17 protein-coding genes are annotated in these 18,165 nt (G+C 64.4%); 10 read left to right on the forward strand and 7 right to left on the reverse strand.

All coding sequences use genetic code 11. The features are described from left to right. Nucleotides 1-110 precede the first annotated feature (110 nt). Nucleotides 111-3,803 (forward strand): YobI family P-loop NTPase, encoded by a 3,693-nt coding sequence (locus tag A5779_RS28930; protein ID WP_330220089.1) that lies wholly within the window; start codon nucleotides 111-113, stop codon nucleotides 3,801-3,803. 328 nt (nucleotides 3,804-4,131) lie between these two features. Continuing rightward, nucleotides 4,132-4,389 carry a DUF3297 family protein gene (locus A5779_RS28935; RefSeq protein WP_064887164.1) on the forward strand — a complete coding sequence of 86 codons (258 nt, stop codon included), beginning with the start codon at nucleotides 4,132-4,134 and terminating at the stop codon, nucleotides 4,387-4,389. A gap of 43 nt (nucleotides 4,390-4,432) precedes the next feature. Here the strand turns inward: A5779_RS28935 and A5779_RS28940 are convergent, their stop codons facing one another. From A5779_RS28940 to A5779_RS28950, 3 genes are read right to left on the reverse strand one after another with little or no spacing between them, the layout of a single operon-like run. Further along, nucleotides 4,433-4,951, reverse strand: coding sequence for a DinB family protein (locus A5779_RS28940; RefSeq protein ID WP_064887165.1), 519 nt, complete (start codon nucleotides 4,949-4,951; stop codon nucleotides 4,433-4,435). Then, on the reverse strand, nucleotides 4,948-5,745 hold the full coding sequence (locus tag A5779_RS28945; protein ID WP_064887166.1) for a thioesterase family protein: 798 nt from the start codon (nucleotides 5,743-5,745) through the stop codon (nucleotides 4,948-4,950). The genes A5779_RS28940 and A5779_RS28945 overlap by 4 nt, the downstream gene beginning before the upstream one ends. Continuing rightward, entirely contained in the window at nucleotides 5,742-6,569 is an 828-nt protein-coding gene (locus A5779_RS28950; protein ID WP_064887167.1) for a RecB family exonuclease, read from the reverse strand. The genes A5779_RS28945 and A5779_RS28950 overlap by 4 nt, the downstream gene beginning before the upstream one ends. Nucleotides 6,570-6,654: 85 nt before the next feature. Here A5779_RS28950 and A5779_RS28955 point away from each other — a divergent pair, with 85 nt between their 5' ends. Beyond that, a complete protein-coding gene (locus A5779_RS28955) occupies nucleotides 6,655-7,539 on the forward strand; it encodes a tRNA (adenine-N1)-methyltransferase (protein WP_064887168.1) in 885 nt (294 codons plus the stop codon). 112 nt (nucleotides 7,540-7,651) lie between these two features. Here the strand turns inward: A5779_RS28955 and A5779_RS28960 are convergent, their stop codons facing one another. From A5779_RS28960 to A5779_RS28970, 3 genes are read right to left on the reverse strand one after another with little or no spacing between them, the layout of a single operon-like run. After that, nucleotides 7,652-7,945, reverse strand: coding sequence for a DUF503 domain-containing protein (locus tag A5779_RS28960; protein WP_064887169.1), 294 nt, complete (start codon nucleotides 7,943-7,945; stop codon nucleotides 7,652-7,654). A 3-nt stretch (nucleotides 7,946-7,948) separates the two neighbouring features. Beyond that, entirely contained in the window at nucleotides 7,949-8,500 is a 552-nt protein-coding gene (locus A5779_RS28965; RefSeq protein ID WP_064887170.1) for a lipoprotein LppK, read from the reverse strand. A gap of 8 nt (nucleotides 8,501-8,508) precedes the next feature. Then, nucleotides 8,509-9,012, reverse strand: coding sequence for an MTB12 family secreted protein (locus tag A5779_RS28970; protein ID WP_082940169.1), 504 nt, complete (start codon nucleotides 9,010-9,012; stop codon nucleotides 8,509-8,511). Between the two features lie 145 nt (nucleotides 9,013-9,157). Between A5779_RS28970 and arc the strand changes: the two genes are divergently transcribed. Beyond that, nucleotides 9,158-10,999, forward strand: a complete 1,842-nt coding sequence (arc, locus tag A5779_RS28975; RefSeq protein ID WP_064887171.1) for a proteasome ATPase — start codon at nucleotides 9,158-9,160, stop codon at nucleotides 10,997-10,999. 70 nt (nucleotides 11,000-11,069) lie between these two features. Here arc and A5779_RS28980 read toward each other — a convergent pair whose 3' ends face one another. Continuing rightward, a complete protein-coding gene (locus tag A5779_RS28980; RefSeq protein WP_064887172.1) occupies nucleotides 11,070-11,972 on the reverse strand; it encodes a LysR family transcriptional regulator in 903 nt (300 codons plus the stop codon). Nucleotides 11,973-12,045: 73 nt separating this feature from the next. On the opposite strand from A5779_RS28980, the gene A5779_RS28985 reads away from it, so the two are divergent. The 6 genes from A5779_RS28985 (at nucleotide 12,046) to dop (ending at nucleotide 18,076) form a co-directional block, all read left to right on the forward strand. Continuing rightward, nucleotides 12,046-13,020: a DMT family transporter gene (locus A5779_RS28985; RefSeq protein WP_082941894.1), complete on the forward strand. Its 975-nt coding sequence runs from the start codon at nucleotides 12,046-12,048 to the stop codon at nucleotides 13,018-13,020. Nucleotides 13,021-13,363: 343 nt separating this feature from the next. Further along, complete coding sequence (gene ectA / locus A5779_RS28990; protein WP_064887173.1) at nucleotides 13,364-13,909, forward strand: diaminobutyrate acetyltransferase; 546 nt, start codon at nucleotides 13,364-13,366, stop codon at nucleotides 13,907-13,909. Between the two features lie 48 nt (nucleotides 13,910-13,957). Beyond that, on the forward strand, nucleotides 13,958-15,244 hold the full coding sequence (gene ectB, locus A5779_RS28995; RefSeq protein WP_064887174.1) for a diaminobutyrate--2-oxoglutarate transaminase: 1,287 nt from the start codon (nucleotides 13,958-13,960) through the stop codon (nucleotides 15,242-15,244). Nucleotides 15,245-15,257: 13 nt separating this feature from the next. After that, a complete protein-coding gene (locus A5779_RS29000; protein WP_064887175.1) occupies nucleotides 15,258-15,650 on the forward strand; it encodes an ectoine synthase in 393 nt (130 codons plus the stop codon). Beyond that, a complete protein-coding gene (thpD, locus tag A5779_RS29005; RefSeq protein WP_064887176.1) occupies nucleotides 15,647-16,558 on the forward strand; it encodes an ectoine hydroxylase in 912 nt (303 codons plus the stop codon). The genes A5779_RS29000 and thpD overlap by 4 nt, the downstream gene beginning before the upstream one ends. 9 nt (nucleotides 16,559-16,567) lie before the next feature. Continuing rightward, nucleotides 16,568-18,076, forward strand: coding sequence for a depupylase/deamidase Dop (gene dop / locus A5779_RS29010; protein WP_064887177.1), 1,509 nt, complete (start codon nucleotides 16,568-16,570; stop codon nucleotides 18,074-18,076). Nucleotides 18,077-18,165 lie beyond the last annotated feature (89 nt).

Consider the following 18,165-nt stretch of genomic DNA (forward strand, 5'->3'; position numbering starts at 1 on the left):
TCGCGGACATCGACGGACGCAGGTCTGGCTCCACTGACACCGGGCTTCGACCGTGAACAGCACCAGATCTATGTCGATCACCTTAATGCTGCGCTGAAAACCGACAACGTTTGCAACATCGCGCTCACGGGCGGTACGGTGCCGGAAAGTCCAGTGTCTTGCAGGAGTTCGCCCGCCACAACCGCAACCGGGTCCTGTTCCTCTCGCTTTCGACTTTGGGGCCTGATGCGGACGATGAGTCCCGCACGAACCAGATCGAGAAGGAACTGGTCAAGCAACTCCTTCACCGAGAGAAGCCGGCTCGGTTGCCGCAATCGCGGTATCAGCGAATCGACCGGCTACCTCGTTGGCGAGCAGTGGGGGAGTCGGTATTCGGCCTAATCGCCCTGGGCCTAGTGCTCTGGCTTTTCGGGGCACTACCAGCACTTCCAGGCATGGCCAACAATCACCCTTGGTGGCTTCGAGTCATCGCCGCGGTTGTCACGTCCATCGCAGCGATCTCACTTGTAGCGTGGACGCGACTCGCTGTGCATAACCGGCTAACGGTATCCGCAGTCTCGGCAGGCGGGGCGTCAATCTCCTTGACGAAGTCCGAAAGCTACTTCGACAAGTATCTGGACGAGATCGTCTACTTCTTCGAGTCTGCGCGCGATATCGACATCGTCATCTTCGAAGATCTAGATCGCTTCGACGAGCCGGGTATCTTCGAGGCGCTCCGAGAGCTGAACACTTTGCTGAACAACAGTAAGCAAACAGAGGGCCGGTCAATCCGCTTCGTTTACGCGCTACGAGACAGCATCTTTGAGATGCTCGGCCACGACACCAAATGCCAAGAAGGCGACGCTGCTAAGGCGGAGGCGGTTCGGGCGAACCGTACGAAGTTCTTCGACCTCGTGATACCTGTAGTCCCGTTCATCACGCACCGAACCTCAAGGGATCTGCTAACTGAGATTCTTAACGAAGGCAATAACACTGCGGCGCAAGCTACTCGGGTAAGCCCCGAGCTGATCGATCTAACTGCACGCCACTTGCCGGACATGCGGCTACTTACCAACATCAGCAACGAATACTCGGTGTATGCAAGACGTCTTATCACAGATAAGCGGGGTATCGATGGGCTGCACCCCGACAAGCTATTCGCCATGGTGGTCTACAAGAACGTCCATCTTTCCGACTTTGAACACGTGTTGCTAGGGCGCAGCAATCTAGACACCATCTACCGACTCAGTCGAGACCTGATCACTGAGTCCATCACCGTCCGACGCGCGCAACTTCGCGAGATCGCCGATGCTGTGGCACTCGAACGAATCCTCGCTGAGCGGTCGGCAGAGTGGGGCGAACGCCTCGCCTGGTTCGTGAGGACGATTGCCGCCCTCCAAAATCCGAACATGCCCTTGCAGGGATACCGTATCGGTGTCAACGAATTCGAAGTTTCTGCGGCAAGTACGGACTCCTTCTGGCGAGCCTTCTTCGCAGAAGGAATTGGTGTCACCGCCACGTTTTCAGCCCCAGGCTATAACCCATTCGCTGTCACAGCGACAGTCAACGACGTCGGAATGCTGCTGGCAGACAGTCGAAAGGACGTACCGCGCCTTGACGACTGGGATCACAGAGAACTAGACCAGCTGGAGCGAGAGAAGGTGCAACTCCGTGCCGACCTGGAGACGTTACGGACTGCCGACTTCTGCGACTTGGCCAAGCGGGCGGACTTCACTGTGACGCGCGGTGATACGAGCGTGGCGTTCGAACGGTTGCTCGCTGACCACATCAACTCTGAGGTTGGCCGCGCTCTGATCGCCGAGGGGTTCATCGACCGCTACTACACCTTGTACGTGGGTCAGTACTACGGCCACCGAGTACCCCCAAACGCGATGAACTTTATCGTTCACAACATCGACAACAACCTGGCCGATCCCAACTACCCATTTGATAACGACGACGAGATTGCCGCGGTGCTACGAGAGACCAATGAATCGTTCCTGTCCGAGGTGAGCGCCTACAACATCGGCATACTCGACTACCTCCTCAAACAGGATGACCCTGGAGCCCACACCATTCTCGAGTCGCTAATCGGCCGGGTCGGCGAGCAAGAGCAGTCGTTCCTTCAGACATACCTGGCCGAGGGAACCCAAACCCTCGCTGCCGTGTCCTACCTCGCCGAACGCTGGCCGGATATCTTCACCCAGATTGTCCGCAACGCCCACCTCACACGCGACCAGAAGGTCGGACTTGTCGACATCGCGCTCGCTGCTTCGAATCGCGAGATCGATTACCAACTAGACCAAGACGTCCGCAACTTGATGCAGAGCACCTACAAGTCTCTGCCGATTCTCAGCCAACTGCCGGATGCGGTGGACTCGAAAATACGTCTTCGGCAGTCCTCAGACATCCAAGTACGTAACGCCGTGGCGACGATGATGCGGGCCGGGTTCATCTGTGACGACCTAGCGGCACTCACCCCGCAGGCAATACGCGTTATGGTCGAGAGCGACTGTTATGATCTGACAGCTGCCAATTTGGCGACCGCACTTGGTGATCCACACACTCTAAGCCTCGATCGCATCAAGGCTATCGATGGCAACGTTTACCACTATGTGCTCAGGCACTCAGACGAATACCTCGCGGCTATAGGCGCCGATAACGGCCACGATGGCCAAACTGTGCCCGGGAACAATGCGATAGCCGACGCCGGACCAGGAGCCGGGACCGCCGGCGCGACCACCGCCGCCACAAGCCCGACGACGTGGACGGTTGCCGACCCATCGGCCTTCGTGGACATCGTCACCGACCTCCGGCGCCACTCGAAACAGCAGATCGCGGACATCATTTCGCGCGCCACGCCTGGCTGCACGATTGCAGATCTTGGAGCGGTGCCGGACTCCACATGGGAAGCCTTGGCGCAATGCCGACGTTTTCCCGCGACTCTGGGAAACGTAGACCGCCTGATATGTCATCTGGGAGAACTCGACGCAGACCTCGCGGCTGTCCTTACCACCGCGGGCGGGATCACCATCCCTGCCAGTGACGAGAGTGCAGACGACGATGACGACTCGTCACCTGTCTCAATCGAAGAGACGAAGCTTCGGGTGTCCGAATCCATCCTGAACGCGACTGCGTCAATTCCGGATGCCGAAATGCGAGTCGCGCTCGTGGTGTCGCTTGAACTTGAGGAGTGGTTTCCAGTTGACCGCGTCCAACCAGAACCTGGCCCGTTGCTAGGGTTACTTATAGGCGAGCAAGTCTGCCTCGATGGGCGTGATCTCTTTGCTCGATTCGACACCGGCGACTGGGCGACTCTGCAATATGCAATTGAACGGTCGGAAAAGTTCGTTGACTTTGTCACCGCTGAATTGCTTGGCCGTGATATGACGTTGTGCCTCTTAGCAAGCCACCATATCGGCAACGACGTCAAGCGGGCGGTGCTCAACCGATTCGACGAGTTCATACCGACCGACGATTGCGACGTACTCCTGGCGGCCGGGCGCGCAGCCCTCACAATAAGGCACCACCTCGCTGCCGCCAAGATCGTCCGAATCGCAGCTGGCACCAACGACCCCGGCCTCGTAGTCCGCCTTCTCCATGCGTCGAGTCACGAGATCGGCGTTCTTGACATCATCCAATGCCTGCTGGCACTGCCAGACCCGTACAACCAGCTTGAGATATCTGAAGCGAAACTCACCTTCCCCAAGGATGATCACCACGCCGCTGTTCTCAAGCGACTCCAGGACGACGGTCGGATCACGATGAGGACTTACGCAAAAACACTGGGGAAGGACGCGCGAATCGGGGTCCGTGTCAAATAATTGAGTAGGCGATTATGACCCCTCGACCCGGTGAACACCGTTGCCTACTTGCTCAACTGGCGTTGGTCGTTCATACAGGTGGAAGCCCTACAGTTATCTTCACGGATCTTCGGACCGGCGGAACGGTCACGCCTCACTCCCGACGTCAGGGCAAGCTTCGAGGCCATCCCAGCTGCCTTCACTGGATGCCCAGCTGAACCGATCGGACGTGCCGCCGTCCGCCCCAAGTCGGCCCGCCACGACCTGAGCGCAACCCGGTACTGCAGGGTCGCGTAGATTCTCTGAGGATCAATCCGAGCACCTAACGCAGCATTCAACGAAGGCCATCATGTCCGAGGATCAGAACGCAGACGTTCCACCGAATCACCTCTCCATCGACCCGCGGAGCGCCTTCTACAACGAAGAGGTGCTCCTCCGCGACGTGGGTATCCGGTTCAACGGCGTCGAGAAAACCAATGTTCACGAATACGACGTGGCCGAGGGTTGGGTACGTGTTGAAGTCCCTACCGCGAAGGATCGTCGCGGAAATCCTATGGTCGTCAAGCTCAGTGGCACCGTCGAACCGTATTTCCGCTCAGCGAAATAGCTGACGCCTTTCGACGTCCGGCGCGGTTGTCGAGCGGCCCCGCTCAGCCGCGGGATCGGGCCGCGGCGCGCAGCATCCGCAGCTGGCCGATCTCGGCGGCGTTCTTCGCCAGCTCGACGTTCAGCCACAACGCCATGTCGGCGAGTGACCGGCCGGCGTCCGGCCCCCACGGAAATGCCGCTGGGACAGCAAGATCCGTGTCGGTCAGCGAATCCAGCAGGCCGCTCCAGCGGGCACTGAGCACCCGGATCCGCTGCACGGCGGCCTCAGGGCCGGGCCAGTCGATCTCGGCACGCGGCGTTGGGGGTCGGCCGTCGACGTGGTCCAGAGCGGTCGACCACCAGAAGATCATGTGCCAGGTGAGCCAGCCGATGGTCGGAACCGGAATCGGGTCGGGCTCGACGTCGGCGAAGTCCGGCCACCACCGACCCGAGGAATCTTCGTGCACCGTCCACACCAGGGGACCGGGCTCCCATAGGTGATCCTCGTCGGACAGGGCGGAGAGGTGCAGGTCGGCCAGCGCCCAGGCCAGGTCGAACTGACGGCGCAGCTCGGTGATCACGGCGCCCGCATCACCAGCAGTGTTTGCGCCGAGGTTCCGATAAACCCTTTGCGGTCAAAGATTTCCGCGGTCGTCGCACCGACACCGTCCGGTCCGATGGAACCGCGGGCTCGCAGCGCGAAGTCCGAGCCTTCGGGAAGCCGGTGCAGATGCACCGCGGTGTCGGTATTCATGAAGATGAACTTCTCCGGATCCAATGCTGCGCCAATACCGTTGGCGGAATCCACCACGAGCGCCAGACGCTGCAGGGCCGTCGTCTCCTCGTCGTCGACCACCGGTGTCAACGGGCTCATCCAGGCCACGGCGGCCTCGCCCTCGACGGTGCGCTGCCTGCGCCAGGACACACTTTCCAGATAGCCCGGTGCGCCTTCCCAGTTGTGTGCGACGTCGGCGGCCTCACCTTCCACCAACGGTGCAAAGCGGTCGGTGGCCACGTCACTGGTGTCGCTGGGAGCCAGCAGCCACGCCGTAACCCGCGCCACCGCGCGCCACGTGCCGTCGGGCCGGGCCGCCTCCATCTCCGAGGCGACCATCGAGATGCGTGAGCCGGGCCGCTCCACCCAGGCCCGGACCCGCACCGGCGCAACGGGAATGGCGCCGAGGATGTCGAGAGTCAACCGTCCCACCCGCAGTCCGGACCCGGCGGTCAGTTCCTCGATGGCCTTGGTCAACAGCGCCAGCGGCGGGGAGCCGTGCTGAATGGCCGGATCCCAGTTGCTTCGGGTGTCGGCGGTGGATTCGAACAGTTGGTACTCACCATCGACGCCGAGCCGATGGTAGTGACACCCGATCATGCAGCTCCTGATTCTGGCCATCCGGGATACGGCGGCGGGGTGCCGCCGAACGCCGGACACAAACTCTGATGCGCACACCACGAGCACAACCGCGACGGGTTGGGCCGGAAGTCTCCGGTGGCCCCGGCAACCTGGATTGCCTTCCAGATCGCCATCAACGTGCGCTCGAACCGCAACAGCTCGTCGTGCGTGGGGGAGTAGTCGAGCACCTGGCCGTCGGCCAGATACAGCAGCCGTAGCCGCGACGGCATCACTCCACGCGAACGCAGCAACGCCACGGCGTAGAACTTCATCTGGAACATCGCCTTGAACTCGGCCTGGGCCCGCGCCTCCGGTGGGGCCTTGCCGGTCTTGTAGTCGACGACGCGCAATTCGCCCGACGGGGCGACATCGATCCGGTCGACGAAACCGCGCAGCAGCGTTCCGTCGGCCAGTTCGACCTCGAGGCGGTGCTCACAGCACTGCGGATCGAACCGGGTCGGATCTTCCAGGCGGTAGTACCCCGACAACAGAGCCCTGGCCTCGGCGAGCAACGTGGCCGGATACTCGGTGTCGGCCAGCTCGGGCTCGGCGGCGACGACCTGCTCCCACGCAGGCTCGACCAGCGTCAGCGCGGTGTCATGCACCCGCTCGGCCGCGGGCAGCCCGTAGAGCTGCTCCAACGCGGCGTGCACCAGCGAACCGCGCAGCTGCGCCGTGGACCGGGGCTCGGGGAGCCGATCGATGGCGCGGAACCGGTAGAGCAGCGGGCACTGCTTGAAATCGCCGGCCCGCGACGGCGACAGCGCCGGGCGGCGCGGCGTCGGGGCCGGTTCTTCACTCACATCCGTAAGCCTAGGACGGTGCTCCGACAAAATTGCGCAACCCCGGGCAACCGTCCCGGCGGGTGTACTGGCAGGCTGGACGTCCGTGGCAGGGAAGAGACCGACCGGACCGTTTGCCGTTGGCGACCGGGTACAACTCACCGACGCCAAGGGCCGGCGCTACACGATGGTGCTCAACCCCGGCGGTGAGTTCCACACGCATCGCGGCATCATCGCCTTCGACAACGTGATCGGGCTGCCGGAAGGCAGCGTGATCAAATCGACCAACGGCGATCAGTTCCTGGTGCTGCGGCCGCTGCTGGTCGACTACGTGATGTCGATGCCGCGCGGCGCGCAGGTGATCTATCCGAAGGATGCCGCGCAGATCGTCCACGAGGGAGATATCTTCCCGGGCGCCCGGGTGTTGGAGGCCGGTGCCGGTTCCGGCGCGCTGACGTGCTCGCTGCTGCGGGCGGTGGGTCCCGAGGGCCGGGTGACGTCGTACGAGATCCGTGACGATCACGCGCCGACCGCCGAGAAGAATGTCATCACGTTTTTCGGTGAGCGCCCGGAGAACTGGGACCTGGTGGTCGCCGACCTCGCCGACTACGACGGCCCGGAGATGGACCGCGTGGTGTTGGACATGCTGGCGCCCTGGGAGGTGCTGCCCGCCGTCGCCAAGGCCCTGGTCGCCGGTGGCGTGCTGATGGTCTACGTCGCCACCGTCACCCAGCTGTCGCGGGTGGTGGAGGCGCTACGCGAGCAGCAGTGCTGGACCGAACCGCGGGCCTGGGAGAGCATGCAGCGCGGCTGGCACGTGGTGGGCCTGGCGGTGCGCCCGGAACACAACATGCGCGGCCACACCGCGTTTCTGGTCAGTGCGCGCAAATTGGCGCCCGGCGCGGTGGCGCCGGTCCCGCTGCGCAAGAAGCGTCAGCTCGCTGTCCAGGCCGCCGTCGACGCTGCTCTCGAGTCTGAGTCGGGCGCCTGACGGCGTATCGATCGCCGGCGTTTTCTGCATAGCGGTTGCTTCGCGGCGGCCATCACCGCCCTCAGGTCGAAAATGGCGCGCCGGGCGATCCGCGGGATACGGGCCTGACGGTTCAGTCGTCGCTGTGGTGCAGGCCCCGCCGGGTGGAGAGCAGCTCGAGTTCGGGGCGGCCGGCCACCATTCGTTCGGCGGCATCGAGCACGTCGACCACGTGGTGACGGTCGGCGGCGACGAGAGCGACACCGATGCCGGCGCGGCGGTGCAGATCCTGGGTTCCGGTTTCGGCCGCCGACACCGCGAGCTTGCGGTGCAACTCGGCGATCACCGGCCGTATGACCGAGCGTTTCTGTTTGAGCGAATGCACGTCACCGAGCAGCAGGTCGAACTCCAGCCAACCGATCCACATGGCTCAGCGGGGCGGCGTCGGGGCGGGCGGTGTGGATGCCTCGGCACCCGCGCCCATGACCAGCAACATGTCGGCGGTGTGTCTGGTCAACTGCCAGCCGTCGCCGTGCGGGGTGAATTCCATCGGGAAGCTGAAGGTGCGGTCCGAATGCTCGCCGCCCGCGGTGGCCTTGACGGTTGCCACCACGTTCTTCGGCTCGGTCTGCGAGAAGGCCAGGTCGGTGGCCTCGAAGGTCAGCGGCATGAAGCCGTTGTCGGCCAGTGCGCGGCCGAACTTGTCCAGCGCGGCGGCATCGTCGGCCGTGCCCTGTTCCACCAGGACCACCTTGTCGGCGCCGGGGACGTTGACGTCGGCCAACCGGTCCAACACTCCGGTCAGTACCTCGGGGGCAGGCAGCGGTGCCGCGGGCGGAGCCGCCGGCATGGTCGTCGACACCGCGCTGGTGGTCGGGTGTGACCTCTTGGCCGGGTGCTCGTCACTACTACTACACCCGCAGAGCCCAAGTGCCGCCACGATCGTGGCGGCACTCAGGACTGCGATACGGCTGTGGTTCAACTACCTACTCAGCCGACAGAGGACAGCAGGTTCAGGGCCGACCCCTTGGAGATCTGCCAGCCGGTCGGGCTCGGGCCCGCCACGAACTGGATGTTCTGGGTGGCGGTGCCGCCCGTCGCCGAGGTGGCGGTGACGTCGGCGTAAGCCACGCCGCCCTGGTCATCGATGTTGGCGATGTTGAAGGTCAGCGGGAACTTTCCTTCAGCGGCGGCCTTGCTGTACGCGCGGTCCGCGGCGATGCTCTCGATCCGGCCGATGCCACCCTGGATGTAGGGGGCCTTGCCGCTGAACGAGCCGCCACTGGCGAGTGCCTGCAAGGTCTGCACCAGCGGTGAAGCCAGGTCCGGTGCCGGAGTGGCCGGCAGCGGCGCGTCGAACACGACCGGCTGGATCGCCGGGGCGGCCGACATGCCGCTGGATGCAATAGAAGTCACACCCGCTGCTGCTCCGCCCACCACGGCGGCGGCAGCAGCTGCGGTGATGAAGCCGGTAACGAGGGTTTTCAAGGCCACGATTGTCCTTTCGATCGGACCAACTGAACTAAGAGGCTAACAGTGGTGCTGGTGTGTCTCGTTCCTAGAGCGCACACAATGGCTGAATCGCCGGTAGCGTTGAAGTTGTTACTGCACCAACTTACGGTGCGGGAGGGAGCGCAATATGAGTGAGTCAGAGCGTTCGGACGGCTCTGCCGAGAGTTTCTCGGCGGGCCACCCGCAACCCATGTCCAGCGATGATGCCGCCGAGCTCGAGTCGCTGCGCCGTGAGGCTGCGGTTCTGCGTGAGCAATTGGAGAATGCGGTAGGGCCCCAGAGTGGGCTGCGAAGTGCCCGTGACGTCCACCAGCTTGAAGCCCGGATCGACTCGCTCGCATCGCGCAACGCCAAGCTCATGGACACCCTCAAGGAAGCCCGGCAGCAGCTGCTCGCCCTCCGCGAGGAGGTGGACCGGCTGGGCCAGCCGCCCAGTGGCTACGGCGTGCTGCTCGGCACCCACGACGACGACACCGTCGACGTGTTCACCTCCGGCCGCAAGATGCGACTCACCTGCTCGCCGAACATCGAGACCTCCTCGCTCAAGCAGGGCCAGACGGTACGGCTCAACGAGGCGCTCACCGTGGTCGAGGCGGGCAACTTCGAGTCCGTCGGTGAGATCAGCACATTGCGCGAGATCCTGGCCGACGGACACCGGGCCCTGGTGGTCGGGCATGCCGACGAGGAACGCATCGTCTGGTTGGCCGAGCCGCTCGTCGCGGCCGAGGACCTGCCCGACCTTCCCGACGCCAGGCAGGACGACGACCGGCCCCGCAAACTGCGGCCGGGCGATTCGCTGCTGGTCGACACCAAGGCCGGATACGCCTTCGAGCGGATTCCGAAGGCCGAGGTCGAGGACCTGGTGCTCGAAGAGGTGCCCGACGTCAGCTACAACGACATCGGTGGTCTGGGCCGGCAGATCGAGCAGATCCGCGATGCCGTGGAGCTGCCGTTCCTGCACAAGGAGCTCTACCGGGAGTACTCGCTGCGGCCGCCGAAGGGTGTGCTGCTCTACGGTCCGCCCGGGTGCGGCAAGACGCTCATCGCCAAGGCCGTGGCGAACTCGCTGGCCAAGAAGATGGCCGAGGTTCGTGGCGACGACGCCCGCGAGGCGAAGAGCTACTTCCTCAACATCAAGGGCCCCGAGCTGCTGAACAAGTTCGTCGGTGAGACCGAACGTCACATCCGGCTGATCTTCCAGCGTGCCCGCGAGAAGGCCTCCGAAGGCACTCCGGTGATCGTGTTCTTCGACGAGATGGACTCGATCTTCCGTACCCGCGGCACCGGCGTCAGTTCGGATGTCGAGACAACGGTTGTGCCGCAGCTGCTTTCGGAGATCGACGGCGTGGAGGGGTTGGAGAACGTCATCGTCATCGGCGCCTCCAACCGTGAGGACATGATCGACCCGGCGATCCTGCGGCCCGGCCGCCTGGACGTCAAGATCAAGATCGAGCGGCCCGATGCCGAGTCGGCACAGGACATCTTCTCGAAGTACCTGACCGAGGCGCTGCCGGTGCACGCCGACGATCTCGCCGAGTTCGGTGGCGACCGGTCGCTGACGATCAAGACCATGATCGAGAAGGTCGTGGACCGGATGTACGCCGAGATCGACGACAACCGGTTCCTGGAGGTCACCTACGCCAACGGTGACAAGGAAGTCATGTACTTCAAGGACTTCAACTCCGGCGCCATGATCCAGAACGTCGTCGACCGGGCGAAGAAGAACGCCATCAAGAGCGTGCTGGAGACCGGTCAGCCCGGTCTGCGCATCCAGCACCTGTTGGATTCGATCGTCGACGAGTTCGCCGAGAACGAGGACCTGCCCAACACCACCAATCCCGATGACTGGGCCCGGATCTCGGGCAAGAAGGGTGAACGGATCGTCTACATCCGCACGCTCGTCACCGGGAAGAGCTCGAGTGCGTCGCGGGCGATTGACACCGAGTCGAACCTGGGCCAGTACCTGTAGGTCTCGGGAGGGCGGTCCGCCAGGCCGAGCCGGCCCGGGTCGGTCCCGGGCCGGCTCGCCTGCGGTCAAGTCAGCCGGCCGTTGAGCTGATGTCCGCCGCGATCGCGCGCAGGTCTTCCAGCACGGCATTCACCGCGGGCCGGGTGTTCGCCCCCACGCGGGTGACCGCCTCCATCCGGCGGGCCACCGGGATGTCGGTGATCGTCAGCCGCACCAGGTCGCGGGTCAGCCTCACGTAGCGGGGCATCAGGGCGATGCCGGTGCCTGCCTGTACCAGCTCCTCGACCACGCGGAAGTCGTTTATCCGCTGCGTGATTCGTGGCTGGACGCCGGACAGGGTCGCTATCGAGTTGAGGACGTCGTCGACCATCAGACCACCCTCGACCCCGATCCAGCGTTCGTCGGCCAGATCGGCCAGCCGTACCTGACCCCTGCCGGCGAGGGAGTGCCCGGCCGGCACGACGACATCCAACGGCTCGCGTAACAGTTCTTCGGCTTCGAAGCGCGGGCCCCAGGAGGCGGGGTCGCGCTCGTCGCGGTGGACCACAACGACATCGAAGTCGGCCAGTTGTGCCGGTGCCCGGGACGCCGGCACGTCGACGTCGCGCCCGAGCACCTGGACCCCGCGCTCGGCCGCCCGGATGACCAACGGGGCCAACAGCATTGCCGCACCGGATGGGAAGAACGACACACTGACCGTGCCGCGGGGGGTGCTGCGGTAGGCGTCCATCTCGTTCCGGGCGCGGTCCAGGGCCGCCAACACGGCGTCGGCGTGGCCCACCAGGACCTGTCCGGCATCGGTGAGACGTACCCGTCTGCCTTCGGGTTCGATCAGCGGTACACCGGCCTCGCGTTGCAGGATCTTGAGTTGCTGTGAGACCGCCGAGGGCGTCATGGAGAGCACCTGGGCCACCGCGGCAACGGTGCCGTGGTCGGCGAGTTCACGCAGCATCCGCAGGCGGCCGGCATCCATGAAGTAATACTACATATAATCAGTAGAAACATTAGCTTGACTGAACTATTGGCCAGGCGACACGCTGATCCGCATGACCCGTCGCACCGACCTCTGTTTGCTTGCCGTGGCGGTGGTGTGGGGTTCGAGTTACCTGGCCACCAAGGAAATCGCCACGGCACAAACAATTTTCGTGCTTCTGTTGGTGCGGTTCGCGGTCGCGGCAACGGTTCTGGCCATGGTCCTGTGCCGGCGGTTGCCGGGTCTGACCCGCACCGAGGTGGTTTCGGGTGTGGTCGGAGGTGGTCTGCTGGCTGCCGTCTGTGTCGCCGAAACATATGGCGTGACAATGACCTCGGCCTCCAACGCGGGGTTGATCATGGCGCTCACCATCGTGGCCACCCCGGCGATGCAGCGCCAGCGGGTGGGGCGCCGCTTCTATCTCGCGGCGATGCTGGCGGTCATCGGTTGCGGGTTGCTCACCCAATCCGGCGGCCTGACCGTCCCGAGCATCGGGGACATCGTGATGGTGATGGCCGCTTTGTTGCGGGTGGTCCACGTCACCGTCATGGCACGCTTCTCTGACGGTCACGGGATCGATTCAGCACGAACCACTTTGGTGCAGCTGGTGACGGTTGCTGCGGTGGCTTCGGCGCTGTGCGTGGCGTCTGGGCAGTCCGTTGTGGCGACAACAGCTGCCTACGGACCGGCCGAATGGGCCCTCGTCGGCTACCTGGCGTTGGCGTGCACGGTGTTCGCGTTCCTGGTTCAACTGCGGGCGCTGAGCACGTCCAGTCCGGCCAGGGTCAGCCTTCTGGTGGGTACCGAGCCGCTGTGGGCCGCGATCCTCGGTGTCGCCCTCGCCGGCGATCCCGTCACCGGTGCCGGCATCGCCGGGGCCGTATTGGTCGTGACCGGCACCGGTTGGGGGCGGGTGGTGCTGGGCTACGGATCACGTGGTGTTGCCCACAGTGCGATATGGCGACCAACGCGGATTCGCCGATTGCAGGGAAAGCCCCCGAGGCTATTCGACTGGGACATTGTCCCGCGCCGCACCAGCGATTATTAAATTTCGATTGGAATTTTTCCAATGAAATGTGGTCGGGAAATGGTTGCGGACGCGTTCGGTTCGCATGTTCCCGTCGGACTGGGCGGCGGGGTGGGGAGAGCTGCGGGCGACGAGCTGGTACCCCCGCCCAAATGTAACGATTGGATAACGGCGCTAACACTTTTCTGAGATTGACGAATGTCGAAGTTAATGCAGGTCAAGAGCTGTCTGCGCAGACGGATCTGCGCGCCCGGAGGAGTGTCGGCGCTTGATCATGGCAGGGCGGTGTGCTTACGTCGAGGGCACCGATGGCATGAAACTGACGATGATCGCTGAGAAGTTCGGTGGTGACTTTTAACTCGATATGCACGTTTTAGAAAGCGTCCCGGGACGCCATTCCCGGGAAGAATTCCTGCGCCAACCACGGGGTGCCGATGCGATTGGCATCCGTGACCTCGCGGAAGCTACCGGGGTGCTGGATCTGAATTCCACCTACGCCTATCTGTTGCTGGCCACTGATTTTGCTGCCACGTCAATAGTGGCCGAACGCGACGGTGACCTGCACGGATTCATCACGGGTTACCACCCGCCGCCGCGACCCGATGTCCTGTTCGTGTGGCAGGTGGCCGTGGCGCCATCGGCGCAGGGCGGGGGGCTGGCCAGCACCATGCTCGACGCGCTCGTCCACCGGGTGCGGTCGCAGCGTGACGGGCGTCCGGTGACCGTGGAGGCCACGGTCGCCCCAGGCAATACCGCGTCACGCGCATTCTTTGGTGCCTTCGCGCGCCGTCACGGCGTCCCCCTGGTCGAAGACCCGCACTTCGGGTCCGACCTGCTCGACGCCGGCGGAGCGCACGAGGATGAGCCCATTCTGCGGATGGGGCCGATCACCACACCGCTTTCACGCTGAAATCAGTTATCTGATAACCATTTTGATCCGAATTGGAAGGATTGTTCCTTGCTGCTCGCAACGACAGCTCCCCTGACCGAATCTGACCTGCCCGACGTCTTCAGCTCGGTGGAATCCGAGGTTCGCAGTTATTGCCGCAGCTGGCCTACCGTGATGGACCGGGCCGTCGGCTCCTGGGTGACCGACACCGCGGGGCGCACCTACATCGACTTCTTCGCCGGTGCGGGGGCGTTGAACTACGGCCACAACAACCCGGCGCTCAAGCAGCCGCTGCTCGAATACCTTGCCTCCGATGGCATTGTGCACTCGCTGGACATCGCGACCGCGGCCAAGCAGCGATTCCTGGAGAGCTTCGAGCAGCACATCCTGCGGCCGCGCGGGCTCGACTACAAGGTGCAGTTCCCCGGACCGACCGGGGCCAACTCGGTCGAGTCGGCGCTCAAGCTGGCCAGGAAGGTGACCGGGCGCGAGTCGGTTATCAGCTTCACCAACGCATTTCACGGTATGACCCTGGGTGCGCTGTCGGTCACCGGCAACTCGATGAAGCGGGCCGGAGCGGGAATTCCGCTGGTTCATGCCACCCCGATGCCCTACGACAACTACTTCGGCGGGGTCACCGAGGACTTCCAGTGGTTCGAGCGTGTACTCGACGATTCAGGCAGCGGGCTCAACCGGCCCGCCGCAGTGATCGTCGAAACCGTCCAGGGCGAAGGCGGTCTCAACGTCGCGCGGATCGAATGGCTGCGTGCGCTGTCCGACCTGTGCCGCGAACGCGACATCCTGCTGATCGTCGATGACGTCCAGATGGGCTGTGGCCGCACGGGGCCGTTCTTCAGCTTCGAGGCCGCAGGCATCGTGCCCGACATCGTCACGATATCGAAGTCGGTGAGTGGTTACGGCCTGCCGATGGCGCTCACCCTGTTCCGTCGCGACCTCGACGTGTGGACACCGGGGGAGCACAACGGCACGTTCCGTGGCCACAATCCCGCCTTCATCACAGCCACGGCGGCAATCGAGACCTATTGGCAGGACGACCAATTCAGCGCCGATACGACCGTCAAGGGTGAGCTGATCAGGTCGCGTCTGGAGGAGATCGCCGCGGCCCACGACGGAGTGTCCGCCCGCGGTCGCGGCATGGCCCAGGGCCTCAAGTTCGAAGAGGCGCACCTGGCCGGACAGGTGTGCCGGGCCGCCTTCGACCGCGGTGCGCTGATGGAGACCAGTGGCCCGTCCGACGAGGTGGTCAAACTGCTGCCGCCGCTGACCGCACTTGCAACCGAATTGTCCGAGGGGCTCGACGTTCTCGCCGAGTCTGTCGCCGTCGCGCTCGCCTGAGGAGGCTTGAGACATGATTGTTCGCACCACCACTGAGATCACCGGGACCGACCGGGACGTGGCCGACGGCACCTGGCGCTCCAAGCGCATCATCCTGGCGGGTGACGGTGTCGGTTTCTCGTTCCACGAGACCACCATCGAAGCCGGATCGGTCAATGAGTTCCACTATCAGCATCACGTCGAGGCGGTCTGGGTGATCGAGGGCACCGGCACGCTGACGGACCTTGAGACCGGGCAGCAGTACCCGCTCGCCGACGGAACCATGTACCTGCTCAACAACAATGACCGCCATCGAGTCACGTGCGATGAGCAATTGCGCATGCTGTGCGTGTTCAACCCGCCGGTGACCGGGCGGGAGGTGCACGACGAGAACGGCGTATACCCGGCGCCGCAGTCGGTCGCATGACGGCACAGCCAGACGCTGAGGACATCATGGTCGCGGTCGAGGATCGCTACCCGACCCGGCTCGACCACGCCATCGAGCCGATACCGCGGCACGAGCCTGTGGTGTGGGGTGGCGCAGCGGACGGCCCGCTCAGCCAGCCCCACCTGGACGGTTTCTCGGAGTACGGGTACCTGGTGGCGCCGGAGACCGTGTCGGATGACTGGCTCCCGCTGCTCCGGCACGAATTAGACCGGATCGCAGCGGATCTGGATGCCGATGATCCGCGGGTGATCCGGGAGCCGGGTGGCACGATCCGGTCGATCTTCGAACCGCATCTGCTGAGCGACCTGGTTGCCCAGGTGGTCCGGCTCGACACGGTGTTGCCGGTCGCGCAGCAACTGCTGGGCGGCGACGTCTACATCCATCAGGCCAGGATCAACCTCATGCCCGGGTTCACCGGGACCGGGTTCTACTGGCATTCGGACTTCGAGACCTGGCATGCCGAGGACGGCATGCCGGAGATCCGCGCGGTTTCGTGCTCGATCGCTCTGACCGAGAACTACCCGTACAACGGGTCGCTGATGGTGATCCCCGGATCGCACCAGACGTTCTATCCGTGCGTGGGCGCCACGCCTGACGACAACCACGACACGTCGCTGGTCGCCCAGAACATCGGCGTGCCAGATCAGACGACGCTGACCAAGGCCGTCGACGAGCACGACATCCACCAGTTCACCGGTCCGCCCGGCACCGCGCTGTGGTTCGACGCGAATCTGCTGCACGGCTCGGGGTCCAACATCACGCCCCTGCCGCGCTCGAACGTGTTCCTGGTGTTCAACTCGGTGGACAACGCGCTGACCGACCCGTTCGCGGCCAAGCGGCCACGGCCCGAATACCTGGCGGCTCGGGGCGCACAAGCCGTCACCTAGGCTGGCCCCATGCAACGGATCATCGGAACAGAGGTCGAATACGGCATCTCCTCGCCGTCCGATCCGACTGCCAATCCGATCCTGACCTCGACTCAGGCGGTGCTGGCGTACGCGGCGGCCGCCGGGATCCAGCGCGGCAAGCGCACGCGGTGGGACTACGAGGTCGAATCGCCATTGCGCGACGCCCGCGGATTCGACCTGTCCCGGGCCTCGGGACCGGCTCCCATCGTCGACGCCGACGAGGTCGGCGCGGCGAACATGATCCTCACCAACGGTGCCCGGCTGTACGTGGACCACGCCCACCCGGAGTACTCGGCGCCCGAGTGCACCGATCCGATGGACGCGGTGATCTGGGACAAGGCCGGTGAGCGGGTGATGGAGGCCGCCGCCCGCCACGTGGCCAGCGTGCCCGGCGCGGTCAAGCTGCAGCTGTACAAGAACAACGTGGACGGCAAGGGCGCCTCGTACGGGTCGCACGAGAACTACCTGATGAGCCGCCAGACCCCGTTTTCCGCGGTGATCGCGGGGTTCACGCCGTTCCTGGTGTCGCGGCAGGTGGTGACCGGCTCGGGCCGTGTCGGTATCGGGCCCTCGGGGGACGATCCGGGCTTCCAGTTGTCCCAGCGGGCCGATTACATCGAGGTCGAGGTCGGCCTGGAGACGACGCTCAAGCGCGGCATCATCAACACCCGCGACGAGCCGCACGCCGACGCCGACAAGTACCGCCGGCTGCACGTCATCATCGGTGACGCCAACCTGGCCGAGACGTCGACCTATCTGAAGGTCGGCACCAGCTCCCTGGTGCTCGACCTGATCGAGGAGGGCCCGCAGTTCGGGCTCGACCTGTCCGATCTCGCTCTGGCCCGTCCGGTGCACGCCGTGCACGTGATCAGTCGCGACCCGTCGCTGCGGGCCACGGTGGCGCTGGCCGACGGCCGGGAGATGACCGCATTGGCACTGCAGCGGGTCTACCTGGACCGGGTGGCCAAGCTGGTGGACAGCCGGGACCCGGACCCACGGGCCGCGCATGTCGTGGAGACGTGGGCCCACGTGCTGGACCTGCTCGAGCGCGACCCGATGGAATGCGCCGAGATCCTGGACTGGCCGGCCAAGCTGCGGTTGCTGGAGGGCTTCCGAAACCGCGAGAACCTGGCCTGGTCGGCGCCGCGGCTGCACCTGGTCGATCTGCAGTACTCCGATGTCCGCCTGGACAAGGGCCTGTACAACCGGTTGGTTGCCCGCGGTTCGATGAAACGCCTGGTCACCGAGCAGCAGGTGCTGGATGCCGTCGACAACCCTCCGACCGACACCCGCGCTTACTTCCGGGGCGAATGCCTGCGCCGATTCGGTGCGGACATCGCCGCGGCGAGCTGGGACTCGGTGATTTTCGATCTCGGCGGCGATTCGCTCGTCCGGATTCCGACGCTGGAGCCGCTGCGGGGGAGCAAGGCGCACGTCGGCGCTCTGCTGGATTCCGTGGACAGCGCGGCCGAACTCGTCGATCAACTCACGAACTGACCATCTGGACCGGTGAGCTATCCCCGGCAATCGGGGTGCCGACCGGTACTGTGGAAGAACCGGTTGGGCGGTTAGCCCAGCCGATGACA

The sequence above is a fragment of the Mycolicibacterium peregrinum genome (genome assembly GCF_001665625.1).
GTDB classification, from domain to species: Bacteria; Actinomycetota; Actinomycetes; order Mycobacteriales; family Mycobacteriaceae; genus Mycobacterium; species Mycobacterium peregrinum_B.

What these genes read in the sequence shown, in the direction of transcription:
- A5779_RS28985 (WP_082941894.1), top strand. Translation starts at nt 12,046, where the DNA reads ATGACCCGTCGCACCGACCTCTGTTTGCTTGCCGTGGCGGTGGTGTGG.
- A5779_RS28945 (WP_064887166.1), bottom strand. Translation starts at nt 5,745, where the DNA reads ATGATCGGGTGTCACTACCATCGGCTCGGCGTCGATGGTGAGTACCAA.
- ectA (WP_064887173.1), top strand. Translation starts at nt 13,364, where the DNA reads ATGCACGTTTTAGAAAGCGTCCCGGGACGCCATTCCCGGGAAGAATTC.
- A5779_RS29000 (WP_064887175.1), top strand. Translation starts at nt 15,258, where the DNA reads ATGATTGTTCGCACCACCACTGAGATCACCGGGACCGACCGGGACGTG.
- A5779_RS28935 (WP_064887164.1), top strand. Translation starts at nt 4,132, where the DNA reads ATGTCCGAGGATCAGAACGCAGACGTTCCACCGAATCACCTCTCCATC.
- dop (WP_064887177.1), top strand. Translation starts at nt 16,568, where the DNA reads ATGCAACGGATCATCGGAACAGAGGTCGAATACGGCATCTCCTCGCCG.
- thpD (WP_064887176.1), top strand. Translation starts at nt 15,647, where the DNA reads ATGACGGCACAGCCAGACGCTGAGGACATCATGGTCGCGGTCGAGGAT.
- A5779_RS28980 (WP_064887172.1), bottom strand. Translation starts at nt 11,972, where the DNA reads ATGGATGCCGGCCGCCTGCGGATGCTGCGTGAACTCGCCGACCACGGC.
- A5779_RS28960 (WP_064887169.1), bottom strand. Translation starts at nt 7,945, where the DNA reads ATGTGGATCGGTTGGCTGGAGTTCGACCTGCTGCTCGGTGACGTGCAT.
- arc (WP_064887171.1), top strand. Translation starts at nt 9,158, where the DNA reads ATGAGTGAGTCAGAGCGTTCGGACGGCTCTGCCGAGAGTTTCTCGGCG.